Here is a 25,607-nt window from a genome sequence, read left to right on the forward strand (position 1 = left end):
AGCACGGAGTACACGATGACAACCCCCAACGAAAAGCTCGTTGACGCGCTGCGGGCCTCGCTGAAGGAAACCGAGCGGCTGCGGAAACAGAACCAGCAGCTCACCGACGCCTCCCGGGAACCGATCGCGATCGTCGGCATGAGCTGCCGGTTCCCCGGCGGCGTCGGCAGCCCCGAGGAGCTGTGGCGGCTCGTCGCGGACGGCCAGGACGCCATCTCCGGCTTCCCCGACGACCGCGGCTGGGACATCGAGTCGCTGTACGACCCGGACCCGGAGCGCGAGGGCACCTTCTACGCCCGCGGGGGCGGCTTCCTGTACGACGCGAGCCGGTTCGACCCGGGCTTCTTCGGGATCTCGCCGCGCGAGGCGCTGGCGATGGACCCGCAGCAGCGGCTGCTGCTGGAGACGTCGTGGGAGGCGTTCGAGCGGGCCGGGATCGACCCGGCGACGACGCGGGGTTCGCGTACCGGTGTGTTCGTCGGCGCGTCCACGCAGGCGTACGGGGCGGGGGAGTACGACCTGCCGGAGGGTGTCGAGGGCCATCTGCTCACCGGCACCGCCTCCAGCGTCGCGTCCGGGCGGCTCTCCTACGCCTTCGGTCTCGAGGGCCCGGCGGCCACCATCGACACCGCCTGCTCCTCGTCCTCGGTCGCGCTGCATCTGGCGGTCCAGGCGCTGCGGCAGAGCGAATGCTCGCTGGCGGTGGCGGCGGGCGCGACCGTGCTGTCATCCCCGGATGTGTTCGTGGAGTTCAGCCGCCAGCGCGGACTCTCCGCCGACGGCCGCTGCAAGTCCTTCGCGGCCTCGGCGGATGGCACGGGCTGGTCCGAAGGCGTCGCCGTGCTGCTGGTCGAGCGGCTGTCGGACGCGCGGCGGAACGGCCACCCGGTGCTTGCGGTGGTGCGCGGCAGCGCCGTGAACCAGGATGGTGCGTCCAATGGTCTGACGGCGCCGAACGGCCCGTCCCAGCGGCGTGTCATCCGGCAAGCACTGGAGAACGCCCGGCTCGCCCCCTCCGACGTGGACGCGGTGGAGGCGCACGGCACGGGCACGACGCTCGGCGACCCCATCGAGGCGCAGGCGCTGCTCGCCACGTACGGCCAGGAGCGGCCGGAGGGCCGGCCGCTGTGGCTCGGTTCGCTGAAGTCGAACATCGGCCACACCCAGAACGTCGCCGGTATCGGCGGCGTCATCAAGATGGTCATGGCGATGCGGCACGGGGTGCTGCCGCGGACGCTGCACGTGGACGAGCCCACCCCGCATGTCGACTGGTCGGCGGGAGAGGTGTCCCTGCTGACCGAGGCGCGGCCGTGGCCCGAGACCGGCCGGCCGCGCCGGGCGGGCATCTCGTCGTTCGGTGTGAGCGGCACGAATGTGCACACCATCATCGAGCAGGCGCCGGAGGCGGAGGTCGCGGAGGTGGCTGAGGCGCCTTCGGGTGCTGTGGCCCCGGGTGTGGTGCCGTGGGTGCTCTCGGGTCGGGGTGCGGATGCGCTGCGTGCTCAGGCGGAGCGGCTGGTGGTGCATGTGGAGGCTCGGCCCGAGCTGCGGCCGGTGGATGTGGGGTTCTCGCTCGCGACCGGGCGGTCGGCCTTTGAGCGTCGTGCGGTGGTGGTGGCTGAGGGCCGGGATGGGCTGCTGGCCGGGTTGGGTGCGCTGGCGCGAGAGGAATCCGCGCCCGGGCTGGTCGAAGGTTCGGTGGCCGGTGGCAAGGTGGCGTTCCTGTTCACCGGTCAGGGCAGCCAGCGGCTGGGGATGGGGCGTGAGTTGTATGACGCCTATCCGGTGTTCGCGGAGGCTCTGGACGCGGTGTGTGCGGAGCTGGATCCGCATCTTGAGCGGCCGCTGCGGGATGTGTTGTTCGGGGATGACGTCGAGGCGCTGGATCAGACGGGGTTCACTCAGCCTGCGTTGTTCGCGGTTGAGGTGGCGTTGTTCCGGCTGGTCTCGGAGGCGTGGGGGCTGAAGGCGGACTTCCTGTCCGGGCACTCGATCGGTGAGCTTGCCGCCGCGCATGTGGCGGGTGTGCTGTCTTTGGCGGACGCGGCGAAGTTGGTGGCGGCGCGTGGGCGGTTGATGCAGGAGCTTCCGGCGGGTGGCGCGATGGTCGCGGTGCAGGCGTCGGAGGATGAGGTGGCGCCGCTGTTGACCGAGCGGGTGTCGATCGCGGCGCTCAATGGGCCGTCGTCGGTGGTCATCGCGGGTGATGAGGACGCGGCGGCTGAGATCGCGGCCGTATTCGAGGCGCGGGGCCGTAAGGCCAAGCGGCTCACGGTCAGCCACGCGTTCCACTCGCCGCGCATGGACGGCATGTTGGACGCCTTCCGCGAGGTGGTGGAGGGGCTGTCGTACGAGGCCCCGCGGATCCCGATCGTCTCCAACCTGACCGGTGCCGTCGTCTCCGCCGAGGAGATCACGACCCCCGACTTCTGGGTGCGCCATGTCCGCGAGGCCGTGCGCTTCCTGGACGGGGTGCGGACCCTTGAGGCGCAGAACGTCGCCACTTTCATCGAGTTGGGCCCGGACGGTGTGCTCACCGCGATGGCCCAGGACTGCGTGACCGACGCCGCGTCCGACGCCGCGTTCATCTCGGCGCTGCGCAAGGACCGTCCCGAGGCCGAGGCGCTGACCACGGCCGTCGCACGTGCCCATGTGCGCGGCGTGGCACCGGACTGGGCCGCGTACTTCGCCGGTACGGGCGCGCACCGCGTGGACCTGCCCACGTACGCCTTCCAGCGCGAGCGGTTCTGGCTGGAGCCGGGCGCGGCGTCCGTGGGTGATGTGGCGTCCGTGGGCCTGGAGTTGGCCGGGCATCCGCTGCTGGGCGCCGCGGTGCCGCTGGCGGAGACCGATGGGCTGGTGTTCACGGGACGGCTGGGTGTGGATACCCATCCGTGGCTGGCCGAGCACACGATCCGGGACGCGGCGGTGGTGCCGGGCTCGGCGTTCGTGGAGCTTGCCGTCCGGGCCGGTGACCAGCTCGGCTGTGACCTCCTTGACGAGCTGACCCCGCACACCCCGCTGGTGCTGCCCGTACGCGGTGGCGTCCGGCTCCAGGTCACGGTCGGCGCGCCGGACGACGCCGGGCGCCGCTCGTTCACCGTCTCCTCCCGCGCGGAGGACGCCGCCGCCGACACGGCATGGGTGCGCAACGCGAGCGGAGTGCTCGCCTCCGGCGCCCCCAGCCCGTCGTTCGACCTCGCCGAGTGGCCACCGAACGCCGCCGAGACCATCGAGCCCGAGGCGCTTTATGCCCGGCTGGCCGAGGACGGGCTGCGGTACGGCCCGGCGTTCCAGGGGCTCACGGCTGCCTGGCGGCGCGGGGACGAACTCTTCGCCGAGATCCGGCTGGACGACGACGCCAAGCCCGGCGCCGAGGAGTTCGCCGTCCACCCGGCGCTGCTGGACGCCGCCCTGCACGCCCTCCACGGCCGCGACGGCGCCCAGCTGACCGATGGCTGGCAGGGCGTCTCCCTGTACGCGGAGGGCGCGTCCGCGCTGCGCGTACGCATCGCACCCGCCGGAGCCGACACGGTCTCCCTGGCGCTGGCCGACGCCACGGGCGAACCGGTCGCCGCCGTGGACGGCCTGCGCCGCCGTCCGCTGCCCGACGACCTCACCGGTGACGCGGACGTGGCGCGGCAGAGCCTGTTCCGGCTGGACTGGGTGGCCCCGCAGACCGCCTCCGCCGGTCCGGACGCCGCCGCGCGCCGTATCGTCCTGGGCGAGGACCCGTTCGGGCTGGTCGCCGCCGGAGCGGCCGCCGACTCCGCCCCCGATCTGGCCGCGCTGGGCGCGTCCGTCGAGGCGGGCGACACCGCCGCCCCCGAGCTGGTCCTCGCGTCCTTCGCCCCCATATGCGGCGACGCGAACGAGAACGTGGCCGAGGCCGCGCACCGGGAGGCGCGGCGTGCGCTGGCCCTGGTGCAGGGTTGGCTGGCCGATGAGCGGTTCGCCGCCGCGCGCCTGGTGCTCGTCACCCGGGGCGCGATGGCCACTGATGCCGAGGAGGGCGTCACCGACCTGGCGCACGCGCCCCTGTGGGGTCTGGTGCGCTCCGCCGAGACCGAGAACCCGGGGCGTTTCGTCCTCGTCGACCTCGACGAGACCTCCACCGACGCGCTCTCCGACGCCCTGGCCACCGAGGAGCCGGAACTCGCCCTGCGCACGGGCCGCCCGCTGGCCCCCCGACTGACCCGCGCCTCGGCCCCGGGCCTGGACTCCACCTCGGCCCCGGACCCGGCCTCGGCCCCGGGCAACAACTCCGCGTCCCCTGCCCCCGCGTTCGGCGCCGACGGCACCGTGCTCATCACGGGCGGAACCGGCGCCCTCGGCCAGTTGCTCGCCCGCCACCTGGTGGCCGAGCACGGCGTACGCCATCTGCTGCTGACCAGCCGCCGTGGTGCGGACGCCGACGGGGCCGCCGAGTTGGCCGCCGAACTCCGTGCCCGGGGCGCCGAGGTCACCTTCGCCGCCTGCGACGCCGCGGACCGCGACGCGCTCGCCGCGACCCTGGCCGCCGTTCCGGCCGAGTATCCGCTGACGGCCGTCGTGCACACCGCCGGTGTGCTGGACGACGGCACGGCCGCCGCCCTGACGCCCGAGCAGCTGGAGCGGGTGCTGCGTCCGAAGGTGGACGCGGCGTGGAATCTGCACGAGCTGACGCGTGATCTCGACCTGTCCGCGTTCGTGCTGTTCTCCGCCATCGCGGGCACGCTGGGCGGCGCGGGCCAGGCCAACTACGCCGCGGCCAACGTCTTCCTCGACGCGCTCGCCGCCCACCGCCACGCGGCGGGCCTGCCCGCCACCTCGCTGGTGTGGGGCCTGTGGGCCCAGTCCGGCGGGATCACCGGCGGGCTGACCGAGACCGATCTGCTGCGGCTGGCCCGCAGCGGCATGGGCGCCCTCAGCGACGACGAGGGGATGGCGCTCTTCGACGCCGCTCACCGCACGCGCCGTACCCTGCTGATCCCGGCCCGCCTCGACCTCGCCGCGCTGCGTACCGCCGCCGGATCCGGCCCGGTCCCGGCGCTGCTGCGGGGGCTGATCCGGTCCACCGGCCGGCGTACCGCCGCGGGTGCGCTCGCCGCTGGTTCGTCCCTGGCCGAGCGGCTGCGAGCGCTCTCCCCGAACGAGCGCCGCCGGACGCTGCTGGACCTCGTACGCGGCCATGTGGCCACGGCCCTCGGCCACGCCTCCGCCGACGCCATCGAGGCGCGCCGGGCCTTCAAGGAGCTGGGCTTCGACTCGCTCACCGCCGTCGAACTGCGCAACCGGCTCTCCGCCGCCACCGGGCTCAAGCTGCCCACCACGATCGTCTTCGACCACCCCAACCCCATCGTTCTCGCCGACCATCTGCGCGTCGAACTCCTCGGCCCGGACGGGAACGAGACCGAGGCCGGGCCGGCGGACCCGGCACTCGCCACCGCCACCGCCGCCTCCCTCGCCGACGACCCGATCGCCATCGTCGCGATGGGCTGCCGCTACCCCGGCGAGGTCCGCTCGCCCGAGGAGCTGTGGCAGCTCGTGGCCACGGGCTCGGACGCCATCACCGGATTCCCCGTCAACCGCAACTGGGAGAGCCAGTGGGCGGCGGACGGCGACGAGGCCGACGCGGGCCCGCCCGCCTACGCCCGCGCCGGTGGCTTCCTGCACGAAGCGGACCTCTTCGACGCGGCCTTCTTCGGGATCTCGCCGCGTGAGGCGCTGGCCATGGACCCGCAGCAGCGGCTGCTGCTGGAGACGTCCTGGGAGGTGTTCGAGCGCGCCGGGATCGATCCGGACGCGCTGCGCGGCCGCTCGGTCGGCGTGTTCGTGGGCGCGGCCTACAGCGGCTACGACGCGGGTCTGGAGCAGGCCGGTTCGGAGGTCGCGGGCCATGTGATGACGGGCAACGCGGGCAGTGTCATGTCCGGCCGTATCGCCTACGCCCTCGGTCTGGAGGGCCCGGCGGTCACCGTGGACACGGCCTGTTCGTCGTCGCTGGTGGCGCTGCACTGGGCCATCCAGGCGCTGCGCCAGGGCGAGTGCGCGATGGCGCTCGCGGGTGGTGTCACCGTGATGACGACGCCCGGCCACTTCACCGAGTTCGGCCGCCAGGGCGGCCTGGCCGCCGACGGCCGCTGCAAGCCGTTCGCGGCGGGTGCGGACGGCACCGGCTGGGGCGAGGGCGTGGGCATGCTGCTCGTGGAGCGGCTGTCGGACGCGCGGCGCAACGGCCACCAGGTGCTGGCCGTGGTGCGCGGCTCGGCCGTCAACCAGGACGGTGCCAGCAACGGCCTCACCGCGCCGAACGGCCCGTCCCAGCAGCGCGTCATCCGCAAGGCGCTGACCAGCGCCGGGCTGACCAGCGGCGATGTGGACGTGGTCGAGGCGCACGGCACGGGTACGACGCTGGGCGACCCGATCGAGGCGCAGGCGCTGCTGGCCACCTACGGGCAGGAGCGGGCCGAGGGGCAGCCGCTGTGGCTGGGCTCCATCAAGTCCAACATAGGCCACGCCCAGGCGGCGGCCGGTGTCGCGGGCATCATCAAGATGGTGATGGCCATGCGGCACGGTGTGCTGCCGCAGACGCTGCACGTGGACGAGCCGTCGCCGCATGTCGACTGGACGGCCGGTGACATCGCGCTGCTGACGGAGCGGATGGCGTGGCCGGAGACCGGTCGCGCGCGGCGGGCCGCGGTGTCCTCGTTCGGCATCAGCGGCACCAACGCGCACACCATCATCGAGCAGGCCCCGGCCATCGCCGCCGAGCCGGTGGCGGACGCCGAGCGGGACGGCTCCGGTGTGCTGCCGTACGCGCTCTCCGCCAAGGGCACCGTCGCCCTGCGCGCCCAGGCCGAGCGGTTGTACGCCCATCTGACCGCCCAGCCCGACCTCGAACCGGCCGACATCGCCCACACCCTGGCCACCGGCCGCGCCGCGCTGGACGCACGCGCGGTGCTGGTCGCGGACGGCAGGGACGACCTGCTGGCCGGTCTCGACGCGCTGGCGCGGGGGGAGTCCGCGCCGGGGCTGGTCGAGGGCGCGGTCGCCGAGGGCGAGACGGCGTTCCTGTTCACGGGGCAGGGGAGCCAGCGGCCGGGGATGGGCCGCGAGCTGTACCACGCCCATCCGGTGTTCGCGGAGGCGTTGGACGCGGTCTGCGATGAGCTGGACGTACACCTCGAACGGCCCTTGAAGACGGTGCTGTTCGGGGACGACGCCGAGGCGCTGGACCGGACGGGGTTCACTCAGCCCGCGCTGTTCGCGGTTGAGGTGGCGTTGTTCCGCCTGGTCTCGGAGGCGTGGGGTCTGACGCCGGACTTCCTCTCCGGGCACTCGATCGGTGAGCTTGCCGCCGCACATGTGGCGGGTGTGCTTTCGCTCGCCGACGCCGCCAAGCTGGTGGCGGCGCGTGGGCGGTTGATGCAGGAGCTCCCGGCCGGTGGCGCGATGATCGCCGTCCAGGCGTCGGAGGACGAGGTGGCGCCGCTGCTGACCGAGCGGGTCTCGATCGCCGCGCTCAACGGCCCGACGGCAGTGGTCATCGCGGGTGATGAGGACGCGGCTGTCGCGATCGCGGCTGGTTTCGAGGCGCAGGGCCGTAAGACCAAGCGGCTCACCGTGAGCCACGCGTTCCACTCGCCGCGGATGGACGGCATGTTGGACGCCTTCCGCGAGGTGGCCGAGGGGCTGACCTACGAGGCCCCGCGCATCCCGATCGTGTCCAACCTGACCGGCACCGTGGTCTCGCCCGAGGAGATCACAACGGCCGACTTCTGGGTGCGCCACGTCCGCGAGGCGGTCCGCTTCCTCGATGGCATCCGGACCCTCGAGGCCCAGGGCGTCACCACCTTCATCGAACTCGGCCCCGACGGTGTCCTGACCGCCATGGCCCAGGAGTGCGTCACCGACGCCGACGCGGCTGGATTCGCCGCCGCGCTGCGCAAGGACCGTCCCGAGGCCGAGGCGCTGACCACGGCCGTCGCCCGCGCGTATGTGCGTGGCGTGGCACCGGACTGGGCCGGGTACTTCGCCGGGACCGGCGCGCACCGGGTCGACCTGCCGACGTACGCCTTCCAGCACCGCCGCTACTGGCCCGAGGAGCCGGTGGCCGGCCTGGCCGCCGCCGCGGGTGTCGACGGCTGGCGGTACCAGGTGGCGTGGAAGCCCCTGTCGCTGGGCTCCGCGGCCCGGCTGTCCGGGGTGTGGCTCGTCGTCGCGCCCGCCGAGGACGCCGCCGCCGACGCGTGGGCGGACGGTGTCGTCCGTACGCTGACCGAGCGGGGTGCCGAGGTGCGGCGGCTCGACCTGGCGGACGGTGTCAACGACGCCGCCGAGGACCGCGCGTCCATCGCCGAGCGGCTGCGTACGGCCGCCGACGGCGGCGCCGTGGCCGGCGTGCTCTCGCTGCTGGCCGCCGGGGACGCCGACGGCCTGCTGCCCACGGCCGCCCTCGTGCAGGCCATGGGCGACGCCGCGATCGACGCGCCGCTGTGGTGTGCCACCCGGGGCGCGGTCTCGACGGGGCGTCAGGGCGAGCTGGTGGACCCGGCCCGCGCCCAGGTCTGGGGCCTGGGCCGGGTGGCGGCCCTGGAGCTGCCCGACCGCTGGGGCGGTCTCATCGACCTCCCCGAGACGATGACCGACCGGGTGCTCTCGCGGCTCGCGGTGGTGCTCGCCGCGGCCGGGGACGAGGACCAGATCGCCGTCCGCGCCTCCGGGGTGTTCGGCCGCCGGCTGGCGCGGGCGACCGCACGGCAGATGGCGGAGTCCGAGGGCTGGAGCGCGCACGGCACGGTGCTGGTGACGGGCGGTACGGGCGCGCTGGGCGGCCAGGTGGCCCGTTGGCTGATCGACAAGGGCGCCGAGCATGTGATGCTCACGAGCCGCCGTGGCCTGGATGCCCCGGGCGCGGCCGAACTGCGCGATGAACTCGCCGCGTCCGGCGCCCGGATCACGGTCGCCGCGTGCGATGTGGCCGACCGGGAGGCGCTGGCCGGGCTGCTGGCCGACCTTCCCGCCGAGCTCCCGCTGACGGCGGTGGTGCACGCGGCCGGGGTGCTGGACGACGGCGTCCTGGAGTCGCTGACCCCCGAGCGCTTCGCCACCGTCCTGCGCGCCAAGGCCGACACCGCGCTCGCGCTGGACGAGCTGACGCGCGATCTCGACCTGTCCGCGTTCGTGCTGTTCTCCTCGACCAGCGGCACCGTGGGCGCCGCGGGCCAGGCCAACTACGCCGCCGCGAACGCCTTCCTGGACGCGCTCGCCGAGCGGCGGCGCGCCGATGGCCTGCCCGCCACCTCGATCGCCTGGGGCCCGTGGGCCGCGGGCGGCATGGCCGCCGACGAGGCGCTGGAGCAGCGCATGCGCCGCGCCGGGATGCCGCCGATGGACGCCGATCTCGCGATCGACGCCCTGGAGCGCGCCCTCGACCTGGGCGACGCGGCCGTGACCGTGGCGGACGTCGACTGGGACCGGTTCGCGCCGGGCTTCACCGCGGGCCGCCCCAGCCCCCTGCTGGCCGACCTGCCCGAGGTGCGCCGGGCCGCCGTCACCGCGACCAGTGAGGCCGCACCCGCCGAGACGGCCTCCGCGCTCGCGCGGCGCCTCCTCGGCCTGCCCGAGGCGGAGCGCCACCGGGCGCTGCTGGATCTCGTACGGACCCATGTGGCGGATGTCCTCGGCCACGCCGATGTGTCCGACATCAGCGCCGAACGGGCCTTCCGCGAGATCGGCTTCGACTCCCTCACCGCCGTCGAACTGCGCAACGGCCTCAACGCCGCCACCGATCTGCGGCTGCCCGCCACCCTCGTCTACGACTACCCGACACCGCTCGCCCTCGCCGACCACCTCTTCGCCGAACTGCTCGGCGGGCAGGTGGCGACCACGGGCGACGTCTCGCCGGTGGCGGGCGTGGCGGCCGACGACGATCCGATCGCGATCGTCGCGATGAGCTGCCGCTTCCCGGGTGGTGTCCGCACCCCCGAGGAGCTGTGGCGGCTGCTGGTGTCCGGCACGGACGTCATCTCGGACATGCCCGCCGACCGAGGCTGGGACCTCCACACGCTCTACAACCCGGACCCGGACGTCGAGGGCACCTCGTACGTCCGCGAGGGCGGCTTCCTGCGGGACGCGGCCGACTTCGACCCGGCGTTCTTCGGCATCTCGCCGCGTGAGGCGCTGGCCATGGACCCGCAGCAGCGGCTGCTGCTGGAGACGTCGTGGGAGGCGTTCGAACGCGCGGGCATCGACCCGGCGACGCTGCGCGGCTCCACCGCCGGTGTCTTCGTCGGCACCAACGGCCAGGACTACCTCTCCCTGCTGCTGGGCGACTCGCAGGGCCTCGAAGGCCACATGGGCACGGGTAACGCGGCCAGCGTGATCTCGGGTCGGCTCGCCTACACCTTCGGCCTCGAAGGTCCCGCGGTCACCATCGACACCGCCTGCTCCTCGTCGCTGGTCGCCCTCCACTCGGCGATCCAGGCGCTGCGCGGCGGCGAGTGCTCGATCGCGCTCGCGGGCGGTGTGACCGTGATGTCCACGCCCGGTGTGTTCGTGGACTTCAGCCGTCAGCGCGGACTCGCGGAGGACGGCCGGATCAAGGCGTTCGCGGCCGAGGCGGACGGCACCGGCTGGGGCGAGGGCGTCGGCATGCTGCTCGTGGAGCGGCTGTCGGACGCGCGGCGCAACGGCCACCCGGTGCTCGCGCTCGTGCGCGGCACGGCGGTCAACCAGGACGGTGCGTCGAATGGTCTGACGGCGCCGAACGGTCCGTCCCAGCAGCGGGTGATCCGTCAGGCGCTGGCGGGTGCGGGGTTGTCGGCGTCCGAGGTGGACGCGGTCGAGGCCCATGGCACGGGCACTCGACTGGGCGACCCCATCGAGGCGCAGGCGCTGCTCGCCACGTACGGCCAGGGCCGGGCGGAGGGGCAGCCGCTGCTGCTCGGCTCCATCAAGTCCAACATCGGCCATACGCAGGCCGCCGCCGGTGTCGCCGGTGTGATGAAGATGGTCCTCGCCATGCGGCACGGGGTGTTGCCGCAGACGTTGCATGTGGACGAGCCCACCCCGCATGTCGACTGGTCGGCGGGCGACATCAGCCTGCTGACGGAGGCGCGGGAGTGGCCGGAGACCGGCCATCCGCGCCGTGCGGGCATCTCCTCGTTCGGCTTCAGCGGCACCAACGCCCACGCCGTGGTGGAAGAGGCCCCGGCGGCCGACGTCGCCGAGGCTGTCGCGGACACCGATGAGGGCGCGTCGGCCCTGCCGGTGCTGCTCTCGGCCCGTACGGAAGACGGGCTGCGCGCCCAGGCCGGGCAACTGCACGGCCACCTGACCGCGCGGACCGATCTCCGCACGGCCGACCTCGGCTACGCACTCGCCGTGGGCCGCTCGGCCTTCGAGGAGCGCGCGGCGCTGGTCGCCGAGGACCGGGACGGGCTGCTGTCCGCTCTGGAAGCGCTCGCCGAGGGGCGTACGGCGACCGGGCTCGTACAGGGCTCGGTGGCCGCTGGCCGGGTGGCGTTCCTGTTCACGGGGCAGGGCAGCCAGCGCCTGGGGATGGGCCGTGAGCTGTACTACGCGTACCCGGCCTTCGCGGAGGCGTTGGACGCGGTCTGTGATGAGCTGGACGGGCACCTTGAGCGGCCGTTGAAGACGGTGCTGTTCGGGGACGAGTCGGCGGTACTGGACCGGACGGGGTTCACTCAGCCTGCGTTGTTCGCGGTTGAGGTGGCGCTGTTCCGGCTGGTCGAGGCGTGGGGGCTGCGGCCCGATTTCCTCTCCGGGCATTCGATCGGTGAGCTGGCTGCCGCGCATGTGGCGGGTGTGCTGTCGCTCGCGGATGCGGCGAAGCTGGTGGCGGCGCGTGGGCGTTTGATGCAGGAGCTTCCGGCGGGTGGCGCGATGGTCGCGGTGCAGGCGTCGGAGGATGAGGTGGCGCCGCTGCTGACCGAGCGGGTCTCGATCGCCGCGCTCAACGGCCCGACGGCAGTGGTCATCGCGGGCGACGAGGACGCGGCGCTGGAGATCGCTTCCGGTTTCGAGGCGCAGGGCCGTAAGACCAAGCGGCTCACCGTGAGCCACGCGTTCCACTCGCCCCGCATGGACGGGATGCTGGAGGCGTTCCGCGAGGTGGCCGAGAGCCTGACGTACGAGGCCCCGCGCATTCCGATCGTGTCCAACCTGACCGGCACCGTGGTCTCCGCCGAGGAGATCACGACGGCTGACTTCTGGGTGCGCCACGTCCGTGAAGCCGTGCGTTTCCTGGACGGCATTCGCACTCTCGAAGCGCGCGGCGTCACCACGTTCATCGAGCTGGGCCCGGACGGGGTCCTGACCGCGATGGCGCAGGACTGCGTGACCGACGTCGCGTCGGAGGCCGCGTTCGTCTCGGCGCTGCGCAAGGACCGTCCCGAGGCCGAGGCGCTGACCACGGCCGTGGCACGGGCGCATGTCCGTGGCGTGGCGGTGGACTGGGCGGCCTGCTACGCCGGGTCCGGCGCCGTCCGGCTGGCGCCGGACGAGCTGGCCGAGCTGCCCACGTACGCCTTCCAGCGGCAGCGCTACTGGCCGAAGGTCTCGTCGCTGTTCCTCGGCGACGTGGCCGCGGTCGGACTCGGCCAGGCCGGGCATCCGCTGCTCGGTGCGAGCGCCGAACTGCCCAGCGCCGACGGGATGTTGTTCACGGGACGGCTGGCGCTGTCCACGCATCCGTGGCTCGCCGATCACACGATCATGGACACGGTGCTGCTGCCCGGCACCGCGTTCGTGGAGCTCGCGGTCCGCGCCGGTGACCAGGTGGGCTGCGAGGTGCTGGAGGAGCTGACCCTCGAGGCCCCGCTGGTCCTGCCCGCGGACGGCGGGGTCCAGCTGCGGCTGTGGGTCGGCGCGGCCGATGACACCGGCCGCCGCCCGCTGGAACTGCACTCCCGGGCCGAGCACCTGTCGGCCGAGGAGCCGTGGACCCGGCACGCGTCCGGTGTGCTGGCGTCCGGCGGTGCGCCGGAGGCGTCGTTCGAGCTGACCGCGTGGCCTCCGGCGGACGCCGCCGAGGTCGAGGTCGGCGACCGTTACGCCGAGCTGCGGGACGTCGGTTTCGCTTACGGGCCCGCGTTCCAGGGGCTTCGTAAGGCGTGGCGGCGAGGCGGCGAGGTGTTCGCCGAGGTGACGCTGGACGAGGGCACGGCCGAGGAGGCCGCCGCGTTCGGGTTGCACCCGGCGCTGCTGGACGCCGCACTGCACGCGCTCGGCCTGGCCGGACTCGGCGGCACCGAGACCGAGGGGCGGCTGCCGTTCGCCTGGACCGGGGTGTCGCTGTACGCGAGCGGCGCGGCCACGCTGCGGGTGCGGATGGCCGCCGTGGGCGGCGACGGCGTCCGGCTGGAGATCGCGGACGCCACCGGCGCCCCGGTCGCGGCCGTGGACTCGCTGGTGCTGCGCCCGGTCTCGGCCGAACAGTTGGAGAGCGCGCGCACGGCCTACCACGAGTCGCTGTACCGCGTGGAGTGGACGACGACGCCCGCACCCGCGGACGCGGCCGACGGCCGTTGGGCGGTGCTGGGCACGGACGCGTTCGGGCTGGACGCCACGGCATACGCGGACCTGGCGGAGCTGGGCGAGGCCGTCGATTCCGGAACGGCGCCGCCGGACCAGATCGTGGTGGACCTGACGCATCAAGCCCGTCCGGCCGCGCACGCGGACGGCGCGGCATCTGATGGCCGGGGGGCGGCACTTGAGGGCCCGGGTGCGGCAAATCAAGCCCGTCCGGCGTTTGAGGACCCGGGCCTTGGGGCGGAGCCCCAAGTTGCGGGAAGGGGCGGGATAGGGGAGAACCCCACCCAAGCCGCACACGCCACCACCACCCAAGCCCTCCACCTCCTCCAGACCTGGCTGGCCGACGACCGCTTCACGGACTCACGTCTGGTCCTGCTGACCTCCGGCGCCGTGGCCACCGAGACCGGTGAGCCGGTGACGGACCTGGCGGGCGCCGCCGTACGCGGTCTGCTGCGCTCCGCGCAGTCCGAGAACCCGGACCGCTTCGTCCTGATCGACCTCGACGGCCACGACGACTCGCGGGCCGCGCTGCCCGCCGTACTCGCGAGCGGCGAGGCCGAGGTCGCGGTGCGGGAGGGCGTCCTCAAGACGCCGCGCCTGGCCCGTGCCGCATCGGCGGCCGACAGCGAGAGCCCGGAGTGGAACCCGGACGGCACGGTACTGGTCACCGGCGCGTCCGGCTCGCTGGGCGGCCTGTTCGCCCGCCACTTGGTGGCCGAGCGCGGCGTACGGCATCTGCTGCTGGTCAGCCGCCGTGGCGACCAGGCACCGGGTGCGGCCGAACTCAGCACCGAGCTGGTCGAGTTGGGCGCGAGCGTGCGCTGGGCGGCCTGTGACGTGGCGGACCGGGACGCGCTCGCCGCGACCCTCGCCGCCATCCCCGCCGAACATCCGCTCACGGCGGTCGTGCACACGGCCGGTGTGCTGGACGACGGGGTGATCGGCTCACTCACCCCCGACCGCATGGCGCACGTCCTGCGCCCGAAGGCGGACGCGGCCTGGAACCTCCACGAGCTCACCCGCGACCTCGACCTGTCGGCGTTCCTGCTCTTCTCCTCGGCCGCCGGTGTCTTCGGCGGCCCGGGCCAGGGCAACTACGCGGCCGCCAACGTCTTCCTGGACGCCCTCGCCCAGCACCGCGCCGCCCAGGGCCTGCCGGCCACCGCGCTGGCGTGGGGCCTGTGGGCCGGTGGCGGTATGGGCGACACCCTGGACGAGGCCGACATCACCCGCATGCGGCGGGCCGGAGTGCCCCCGCTGCCGGTGGCGGAGGGGTTGCGGCTCTTCGACGCCGCGCTGACCGTCGACGAGGCGTCGCTGGTGCCGATGCGCCTGGATCTCGCCGCGCTGCGCAACCAGCCCGCGATCTCGCCGCTGCTGCGCGGCCTGGTGCGGGGCCCGGCGCGGCGCGCGGTGGACGCGGTCGCGGCGGGCGGCGAGTCCGGCCTGGCCGGGCGGCTCGCCGGGCTGGGCACGGCGGAGCAGGAGCGGCTGCTGCTGGACCTGGTCCGGGCGCAGGTGGCCACCGTGCTCGGCTACGCGGGCGCGGAGACCATCGGCTCCGGGCGGGCGTTCAAGGACTTGGGCTTCGACTCGCTGACGGCCGTTGAGCTGCGCAATCAGCTCAACGCGGTCACCGGGCTGCGGCTGCCCGCGACGCTCATCTTCGACTACCCGGACCCGCAGGTGCTGGCCCGCTATCTGCGGACCGAGCTGGTGGGCGAGGAGCCGGCGGAGGTGCACACCCCGGTCCCGGTGGCGGCCGTCACCGAGGACGAGCCGATCGCCATCGTCGGTATGAGCTGCCGCTACCCGGGCGGGGTCACCACGCCCGAGGAGCTGTGGCAGCTCGTCATCGGCGCCACCGACGCCATCTCCGACTTCCCCGTCGACCGTGGCTGGGACCTCGACGCGCTCTACAGCGACGACCCCGACCAGGTGGGCACCAGCTACACCCGCGAGGGCGGCTTCCTGCACGACGCCGCCGACTTCGACCCGGACTTCTTCGGGATCAACCCGCGCGAGGCCATGGCGATGGACCCGCAGCAGCGGCTGCTGCTGGAGACGTCGTGGGAGGCGTTCGAGCGCGCGGGCATCGACCCGGCGGCCGTACGCGGCAGCAAGACCGGTGTGTTCGCGGGCGTCATGTACCACGACTATCTGACCCGGCTCACCGCCGTCCCCGAGGGGCTCGAGGGCTACCTCGGCACGGGTGGCGCGGGCAGCATCGCCTCGGGCCGGGTGGCCTACACCTTCGGTCTGGAGGGCCCGGCGGTCACCATCGACACGGCGTGCTCGTCGTCGCTGGTGGCGCTGCACCTCGCCGCGCAGGCGCTGCGCAACGGCGAGTGCTCGCTGGCGCTGGCCGGTGGTGTGACCGTCATGGCCACCCCGGACACGTTCATCGACTTCAGCCGCCAGCAGGGGCTGTCCACGGACGGCCGCTGCAAGTCCTTCTCGGCCTCGGCGGACGGCACCGGCTGGGCCGAGGGCGCGGGCATGCTGCTGGTCGAGCGGCTGTCGGACGCCCGGCGCAACGGCCACCGCGTGCTGGCGATCGTGCGGGGCTCCGCCATCAACCAGGACGGCGCCTCCAACGGTCTGACGGCACCCAACGGCCCGTCCCAGCAGCGCGTCATCCGCGACGCGCTCACCAGCGCCCGGCTCACCACCGCCGACGTCGATGTGGTGGAGGCGCACGGCACGGGTACGACGCTGGGCGACCCGATCGAGGCCCAGGCCCTGCTCGCCACCTACGGCCGCAACCGGCCGGAGGGGCAGCCGCTGTGGCTGGGCTCGCTGAAGTCCAACATCGGCCACACGCAGGCCGCCGCGGGTGTCGCGGGCATCATCAAGATGATCATGGCGATGCGCCACGGGGTGCTTCCGCGGACCCTGCACATCGACGAGCCCACCCCGCATGTGGACTGGTCCGCGGGCGACCTCGAGCTGCTGACCGAGGCCCGGCCGTGGCCGGAGCTCGACCGGCCGCGCCGGGCGGCCATCTCGTCGTTCGGTGTGAGCGGTACGAACGCCCACACCATCCTGGAGCAGCCCCCGGCCCCCGCGCCCGCCCCCGAGGAGGCCCCCGCGACCGGTCGTCGGGTGGCGGAGCCGCCGACGGTGCCGTGGGTGCTCTCGGGCAAGTCCGAGGCCGCCCTGCGCGGCCAGGCCGAACGGCTCCTCGCCCACCTCGCCACCCACCCCGAGCTGGATACCACGGACGTCGGCCACTCGCTGGCCACGGGCCGGGCGGCGCTGGAGCGGCGCGCGGTGGTCATCGGCGAGGACCGCGCCGGACTGCTGTCCGGCCTGGAGGCGCTCGCGCGTGGCGAGTCGGCGGCCGGGCTGGTCCAGGGAACGGTGGCCGAGGGCGGCAAGGTGGCGTTCCTGTTCACGGGGCAGGGGAGCCAGCGGCTGGGGATGGGGCGTGAGCTCTACGACGCCTATCCGGTGTTCGCGGAGGCGTTGGACGCGGTCTGCGATGAGTTGGACGGGCACCTTGAGCGGCCGTTGAGGACGGTGCTGTTCGGGGATGACGCCGAGGCGCTGGACCAGACCGGGTTCACTCAGCCCGCGTTGTTCGCCGTCGAGGTGGCGTTGTTCCGGCTGGTTTCGGAGGCGTGGGGGCTGCGGCCTGACTTCCTCTCCGGGCATTCGATTGGTGAGTTGGCCGCCGCGCATGTGGCGGGTGTGCTGTCGTTGGCGGACGCGGCGCGGTTGGTGGCGGCGCGTGGGCGGTTGATGCAGGAGCTTCCGGCGGGTGGCGCGATGGTCGCGGTGCAGGCGGCGGAGGATGAGGTGGCGCCGCTGCTGACGGAGCGGGTGTCGATCGCGGCGCTCAATGGGCCGTCGTCGGTGGTCATCGCGGGTGATGAGGACGCGGCTCTGGAGATCGCTTCCGGTTTCGAGGCTCAGGGCCGTAAGACCAAGCGGCTCACGGTCAGCCATGCGTTCCACTCCCCGCGTATGGACGGGATGCTGGAGGCGTTCCGCGAGGTGGCCGAGGGGCTCACGTACGAGGCCCCGCGCGTCCCGATCGTCTCCAACCTCACCGGGGACGTGGTCTCCGCAGAGGAGATCACCAGCCCCGGCTTCTGGGTGCGCCACGTCCGCGAGGCCGTCCGTTTCCTCGACGGCGTCCGGACGATGGACGCCCAGGGCGTCACCACCTACCTCGAACTCGGTCCCGACGGTGTGCTCACCGCCATGGCCCAGGAGTGCGTGTCCGGCGATGCCGCCGCCTTCGTCCCGGCGCTCCGCAAGGGGCGTACCGAGCCGGTGGCGCTGACGGCGGCGCTCGCCGCGCTGCACGCCCGGGGGCTCGCCCTGGACTGGGCGGCGTTCTTCGCCGGTACGGGGGCCCGCGCGGTCGAGCTGCCGACCTACGCCTTCCAGCGGCAGCGCTTCTGGGTCGAGAACCCGGAGGAGGTCCGCGAGGCCGTCGCGGCCATGGATTCCGTGGACGCGCGGTTCTGGGAGGCCGTCGAGCGCGAGGACTTGGAGGCCCTGGCCGGGACGCTCCGGTCCGAGGACGCGGACGCCGACGCCGACGCGCTCTCCTCGCTGGGCGCCGTCCTGCCGATGCTGTCCTCCTGGCGGCGCCGCCAGGGCGAGCGGTCCACCGTGGACGCCTGGCGCTACCAGGTGACCTGGAAGCCGGTGGCCGCACGCGCCGAGGGGACGCTGACCGGCCGCTGGCTGGTCGTGGCCCCGGCCGACGTGACGGACGGCGCGGCGGACGCCGGGGCGGACGGCGCGCTGGCCGAGGGCGTCGTACGGGCGCTGTCCGCACGCGGCGCCGAGGTGCGGACGGTCGAGTTGGCCGCCGAGGACCGTACGGGCATGGCCGAGCTGCTGCGCGAGGCGATCGCCGACGCGCCGGTGGCCGGGGTGTTCGCCCTCCCGTCCCACGCGGACGGCGCCGACGGGCTGCTCCGCACCGCCGCCCTGGCACAGGCCCTGGGCGACCTGGCCGTGGACGCGCCGCTGTGGGTCGCCACGCGCGGCGCGGTCTCGACCGGCCGGGCGGACGGCCCGGTGGACCCGTGGCAGGCGCGGGTCTGGGGCCTGGGCCGGGTCGCGGCCCTGGAACTGGCCGAGCGGTGGGGCGGTCTGGTCGATCTGCCGGAGACGGTGGACGACCGTGCGCTGTCGCGGCTCGCGGGTGTGCTGGCCGGTGGCGACGGTGGCGACGGCGAGGACCAGGTGGCGGTGCGTGCCACGGGTGTCTTCGGCCGCCGGCTGACCCGGGCCGCCGAGACCGCCGTCAAGACTGCCAAGACTGCCAAGGCCGCCGAGACCGCCAGGCCCGAGCGTGGCCGCGAGTGGCGGCCGGGCGCGGGCTCGGTGCTGGTGACCGGCGGTACGGGCGCCCTGGGCGCGCATGTGGCCCGCTGGCTGATCGACAAGGGCGCCGAACACGTGGTGCTCACCAGCCGCCGTGGCCTCGACGCCCCCGGCGCGGCCGGGTTGCGGGACGAACTCGCCGCCTCGGGCGCCCGGGTCACCGTCGCCGCGTGTGACGTCGCCGACCGTGAGGCGCTGGCCGCTCTGGTGGCCGGGCTCCCGGCCGAACTGCCCCTGACGGCCGTGGTGCACGCGGCCGGAGTGCTGGACGACGGCGTGCTCGAGTCGCTGACCCCCGAGCGCTTCGCCACCGTCCTGCGCGCCAAAGCCGACGCCGCGGCCAACCTGCACGAGCTGACCCGGGACCTGGAACTGACGGCCTTCGTCCTGTTCTCCTCGTTCGCGGGCTCGATCGGCGCCGCGGGTCAGGCCAACTACGCTGCCGCCAACGCCTTCCTGGACGCGCTCGCCGAGCGCCGCCGGGCCGAGGGCCTGCCCGCCACCTCGGTGGCCTGGGGCCCGTGGGCCGAGGGCGGGATGGCCGCGGACGACGCGCTGGAGCAGCGCATGCGCCGCGCCGGGGTGCCGCCGATGGCGGCGGACCTGGCCATCGCCGCGCTGCAACGCGCCCTGGACCTGGACGAGACCGCGGTGACGGTCGCGGACATCGACTGGGAGCGGCTGGCCCCCGGCTTCACCGCCGCCCGGCCGAGCCCGCTGCTGCGGGAGCTGCCCGAGGCGCGTACCGCGCTGCGGGCCGAGGGCGGCCGTACGGCCCGTACGGCCGGTGGCGGCGCGGACGAGTCCTCGCTGGCCCAGCGGCTCGCGGGGGTCCCGGCGGCGGAGCGTGAGCCGCTGCTGCTGGACCTGGTGCGCTCGGCCGTGGCCGATGTGCTGGGCCACGCCGACGCGGAGGCCGTCGAGGCGGACCGGGCCTTCCGGGACCTGGGCTTCGACTCGCTGACGGCGGTGGAGCTGCGCAACCGGCTGAACACCGTCACCGGGCTCAAGCTGCCGCCCACGCTGGTATACGACTACCCGTCGTCCTCGGCGCTCGCCGCCCACCTCCGTACGGAGATCCTGGGCGAGGCGAGCGCGGCCGACACGGTGGCCGGTGTGCCGTCCACGGCGGTGGCCGTCGCCGACGATCCGATCGCGATCGTCGGGATGAGCTGCCGCTTCCCGGGCGGTGTGCGGTCGCCGGAGGAGCTGTGGCGGCTCCTGGTCTCCGGGCAGGACGCGGTGACGGGCTTCCCGGCCGACCGCGGCTGGGACCTGGAGGCGCTGTACGACCCGGACTCGGCCACCGACAACACCAGCTATGTCCGCGAGGGCGGATTCCTGGCGGACGCCGGGGAGTTCGACGCGGCGTTCTTCGGCATCTCGCCGCGTGAGGCCCTGGCCATGGACCCGCAGCAGCGGATGCTGCTGGAGACGTCGTGGGAGGCGTTCGAGCGGGCCGGGATCGATCCGACCACGCTGCGCGGCCAGCAGGTCGGCGTGTTCGCGGGCACCAACGGCCAGGACTACATGTCGCTCGTCCTCCACTCGCCGGACGGCGGCGACGGCTTCATGGGGACGGGTAACGCGGCCAGTGTGATGTCGGGTCGGGTGTCGTACGCGTTGGGGTTGGAAGGTCCGGCGGTGACGGTGGACACGGCGTGTTCGTCGTCGTTGGTGGCGTTGCACTGGGCGATTCAGGCGTTGCGGGCGGGTGAGTGCTCGTTGGCGTTGGCCGGTGGTGTGACGGTGATGTCGACGCCGGGTTCGTTTGTGGACTTCAGTCGTCAGCGTGGGCTTGCGGCGGACGGTCGGATCAAGGCGTTCGCGGCGGGTGCGGATGGCACGGGCTGGGGTGAGGGTGTGGGCATGCTGCTCGTGGAGCGGCTGTCGGACGCCCGGCGCAACGGCCATGGGGTGCTGGCGGTCGTACGCGGCTCCGCCATCAACCAGGACGGCGCCAGCAACGGCCTCACCGCGCCGAATGGTCCGTCGCAGCAGCGGGTGATCCGGCAGGCGCTGGCCGGTGCGGGGTTGTCGGCGTCCGAGGTGGACGCGGTCGAGGCCCACGGCACCGGTACGACGCTGGGCGACCCGATCGAGGCGCAGGCGCTGCTGGCCACCTACGGCCAGGACCGCGAGGAGGGCCGACCGCTGTGGCTGGGCTCCATCAAGTCCAACATCGGGCATACGCAGGCCGCGGCCGGTGTCGCCGGTGTGATGAAGATGGTGCTGGCGCTGCGCCACGGGGTGCTGCCGCCGACGCTGCACGTGGACGAGCCGACCCCGCATGTCGACTGGTCCGCGGGTGAGCTGGAGCTGTTGACCGAGGCGCGTGAGTGGCCGGAGACCGGCCGTCCGCGCCGGGCCGCGGTGTCGGCGTTCGGCATCAGCGGCACCAACGCGCACACCCTGCTGGAGCAGGCCCCGGAGCCGGAGGCGACTCCCGCCGCCACCCCGGCGGTGGAGCTGCCGACGGTGCCGTGGGTGCTGTCGGGCAAGTCCCCGGCCGCCGTACGCGGTCAGGCCGAACGGCTCCTGGCCCACCTCGGCGGCGAAACCGCACCGGCCGCCACCGATGTGGCCTACTCGCTGGCCACGACCCGTGCCGCCCTCGACCACCGGGCCGTGCTCACCGCGGACAAAGGGGAGGGGCTGTCGGCCGGTCTCGCGGCGCTGGCGCGGGGCGAGTCCGAGGTGCCGGGCCTGGTCGAGGGCTCGGTGGCCGGTGGCAAGGTGGCGTTCCTGTTCACGGGGCAGGGGAGTCAGCGGCTGGGGATGGGGCGTGAGCTGTACGACGCGTTCCCGGTGTTCGCGGACGCGCTGGACGAGGTGTGCGCTCACCTGGACGGGCACCTGGAGCGGCCGCTGCGGGATGTGTTGTTCGGGGATGACGCCGAGGCGCTGGATCAGACGGGGTTCACTCAGCCCGCGCTGTTCGCGGTCGAGGTGGCGCTGTTCCGGCTGGTCTCGGAGGCGTGGGGGCTGAAGGCGGACTTCCTGTCCGGCCACTCCATCGGTGAGCTGGCGGCGGCCCATGTGGCGGGTGTGCTGTCGCTCGCCGACGCCGCGAAGTTGGTCGCGGCGCGTGGCCGACTGATGCAGGAACTCCCGGCCGGTGGCGCGATGATCGCGGTGCAGGCGTCGGAGGACGAGGTCGCGCCGCTGCTCACCGAGCGCGTCTCGATCGCCGCCCTCAACGGCCCGGCCTCCGTGGTCATCGCGGGTGACGAGGACGCGGCGGCTGAGATCGCGGCCGTATTCGAGGCGCGGGGCCGTAAGACCAAGCGGCTCACGGTCAGCCACGCGTTCCACTCGCCGCGTATGGACGGCATGTTGGACGCGTTCCGCGAGGTGGCCGAGGGGCTCACGTACGAGGCCCCGCGCATCCCGATCGTCTCCAACCTCACCGGCGCGGTCGCCTCCGCAGAGGAGGTCACCAGCCCCGAGTTCTGGGTGCGCCACGTCCGCGAGGCGGTCCGCTTCCTCGACGGTGTCCGTACCCTCGAAGCCCGAGGCGTCACCACGTACGTCGAACTCGGACCCGACGGTGTCCTCACCGCCATGGCGCAGGACTGCCTGGCCGAACCCGACGCGGCCGAGCTGCTGCCCGCGCTGCGCAAGGGCAGGCCGGAGACCGAGGCGGTGACGGGCGCGCTGGCCCGGCTCTACGTCCGGGGCCTGGCCCCGGACTGGGAGGCGTTCTTCGCCGGTACGGGCGCGCGGAAGGTGGCGCTGCCGACGTACGCCTTCCAGCGCGGCCGCTACTGGGTCGACGCCCAGCTGAGCCTGGACGAGGTGGCCTCGGCGGGGCTCGGCTCGGCCGATCACCCGCTGCTGGGCGCGGCGGTGGAACTGCCCGACGCGGACGCGTATGTGTTCTCCGGTCGGCTGTCGCTCGCCTCGCACGCGTGGCTGGCGGATCACACGGTGGCGGACACGGCCGTGCTGCCCGGCTCCGCGTTCGTTGAGCTGGCGGTGCGCGCCGGGGACCATGTGGGCTGTGCGCTGCTGGAGGAGCTGACCCTGGACGAGCCGCTGGTCCTGCCGCAGCGCGGCGGGGTGCGGCTGCGGGTCTCGGTCGGCGAGCCGGACCGTGATGGCCGCCGCCCGCTGGCCGTGTACGGGCGTGACGAGCGCTCGGACACGGACCGGCGGTGGACCCGGCACGCCGCCGGTGTCCTCGCGTCCGAGGCCCCGGCGGGTGGCGGCGCCGAGTCGCTGTCCGTCTGGCCGCCCGCCGACGCGGAGCCGGTCGACACGGATGAGCTGTACGCGAGCATGGCGCGCGCCGGGCTGTTGCACGGCCCGGCGTTCCAGAGCCTGCGCCGCGTCTGGCGGCGTGGCGAGGAGGTGTTCGCGGAGGTGCGCATCGCGGAGGAGCGGCAGCCCGAGGCGGCCCGCTTCGCCCTGCACCCGGCCCTGCTGGACGGTGCGCTGCAGCCGCTGGCGCTCGGCGTGGGCGGTGCCGCGGTGGCGCGCTCCTGGCGTGGGCTGAGCCTGTACGCGGTGGGCGCCGAGGCGCTGCGCGTACGGCTCGCGCTGACCGAGGACGGCGCGGTGTCGATGGTGGCGGCCGATGAGTCGGGCGCGCCGGTGGCGTCGGTGGACGCGCTGGTGACCGGGGCGCTGGAGGTGGACCGGATCGCCGGTGCGGCCGCGTCCGACCGCCATGAGTCGCTGTTCCGCATCGACTGGGCGCCGGTGGCGGCGCCGTCCGAGGCCGCGCCGGCGGGCTTCGCCGTCATCGGCGGCGACGAGCTCAAGCTGAGCGTGGCCCTGGAGACGGCCGGGTTCCGTGCCACGGTCCACGACGACCTCGTATCGCTGAACGCGGCGGTCGAGGCGGGCGGGCCCGCGCCGGACACCGTGCTGGTGCCGTTCCCGTCCGAGCCGGGCGCCGCGGAGGGCGGCCTCGCCGCCGGTGCGCACACGGCCACCCACCGCGTCCTGGCCCTGGTCCAGGAGTGGCTGAACGGCGGTCGGCCCGGTGCGGCCCGGCTGGTGGTGGTCACCCGTGGCGCGGTCGCCGCGGTCGGTGACACGGCGGTGGCGGACCTGGCGCACGCCCCGGCGTGGGGTCTGCTGAGGTCCGCGCAGACGGAGAACCCGGGCCAGTTCGTCCTGCTGGACGTGGACGGCGAGGTGTCGTACCCGGCGATCGCGGCGGCGCTGGACTCGGACGAGCCCGAGCTGGCACTGCGCGCCGGGACGGCGTACGCGCCCCGCCTGGCCAGGATCGAGGCGGCCCCGGCCACCGAGGCCGTCGTCCCGGCCGGGGCCGCCAAGGCCGTCGACCCGGACGGTACGGTGCTGATCACCGGTGCCACCGGCGGTCTGGGCAGGCTCTTCGCCCGCCATCTGGCCGCCGCGCACGGCGCCCGCCATCTGCTGCTGACCAGCCGCAGTGGCCCCGCCGCCGACGGGATGGCCGAACTGGTCGCGGATCTCGAAGAGTTGGGCGCGCGGGCCACCGTCGCCGCGTGTGACGCGGCCGACCGGGAGGCGCTGGCCGGGCTGCTGGCCGGGATTCCGGCCGACCGTCCGCTGACGGCCGTGGTGCACACCGCGGGCGTCCTCGACGACGGTGTCATCGACATGCTGACGCCCGAGCGGGTGGACGCGGTGCTGCGGCCCAAGGTCGACGCGGCGGTCAACCTCCACGAGCTGACCCGCGATCTGGACCTGTCCGCCTTCGTGCTCTTCTCGGCCGCGGCCGGCACGCTGGGCGGCGCGGGCCAGGGTGGCTACGCGGCGGCGAACGTCTTCCTCGACGCCCTCGCCGGTCACCGCCGCGCCACCGGCCGTACCGCGCTGTCCCTGGTGTGGGGCATGTGGGCCGAGGAGCGGGGCATGGGCGGCAGGCTCGGGGAGGCCGACCAGAAGCGGGCGGCGCGCGGCGGGGTGCTGCCGCTGTCCGCGGAGGAGGGGCTCGCCCTGTTCGACGCGGCCCACGCCGTGGCCGACGAGGCGGTCCTGGTGCCCGTACGGCTGGAGATGGCGACGCTGCGCGCCGCCGCCGCCACCGGGGAACTGCCGCCGCTCTACCGCGGTCTGGTGCGTACGCCGGTGCGCCGTGCCGCGGCCGGTGGCCCCGCCGCCCCGGAGGCCGTGGCGGACACCGGCGAGGGCACCCTGGCCCAGCGGCTGGCCGGGCAGTCGGAGGCCCAGCGGCAGCGGACCGTGCTGGACCTGGTCCGCCGTCAGGTGGCCGCCGTGCTGGGCTACGCCTCGAAGGACCAGGTGGGCGCCGAGCAGGCGTTCAAGGAGCTGGGCTTCGACTCGTTGACCGCCGTGGAGCTGCGCAACCGGCTCAACGCGGCCACCGGGCTGAAGCTCACGGCCACGCTGGTCTACGACTACCCGACGCCGGTGGCGCTCGCGCGCCATCTGCGCCAGGAAGTGGCGCCGGACGCCGAGGGCCCCGGAGTGCCCGTACTGGAGGAGCTGGAGCGGTTGGAGAACAGCCTGTCCTCGCTGACGCCGGAGGAGCTGGTCTCGGTGACGGAGGACGAGGCCGCGCATGCGAACATCGCCGTGCGCCTGCAGACGCTGCTGGCGAAGTGGAACGACGTGCGTCGCACCGCGGACGACGCCGGGGCGGACGCCGAGGCGGAAGCGTTCGAAGAGGTCAGTGACGACGAGCTCTTCGACTTCATCGACAAGAGGTTCGGTAACGGCTGAAGCGCGGCAGCACCCTCATCCGGACCCCCCGACGA

Annotated in this window: 1 protein-coding gene; it reads left to right on the forward strand. The window is 74.1% G+C overall.

Annotated features, from left to right (window positions below; genetic code table 11):
- Positions 1–15 precede the first annotated feature (15 nt).
- Complete coding sequence (locus LIV37_RS31965; RefSeq protein WP_020871222.1) at positions 16–25,572, forward strand: type I polyketide synthase; 25,557 nt, start codon at positions 16–18, stop codon at positions 25,570–25,572.
- Positions 25,573–25,607 lie beyond the last annotated feature (35 nt).

This window comes from Streptomyces rapamycinicus NRRL 5491, assembly GCF_024298965.1.
Taxonomy (GTDB): Bacteria; Actinomycetota; Actinomycetes; order Streptomycetales; family Streptomycetaceae; genus Streptomyces; species Streptomyces rapamycinicus.

Bases quoted from the DNA above. Each gene is read 5' to 3' on its own strand.
- LIV37_RS31965 (WP_020871222.1), top strand. From the start codon at position 16: ATGACAACCCCCAACGAAAAGCTCGTTGACGCGCTGCGGGCCTCGCTG.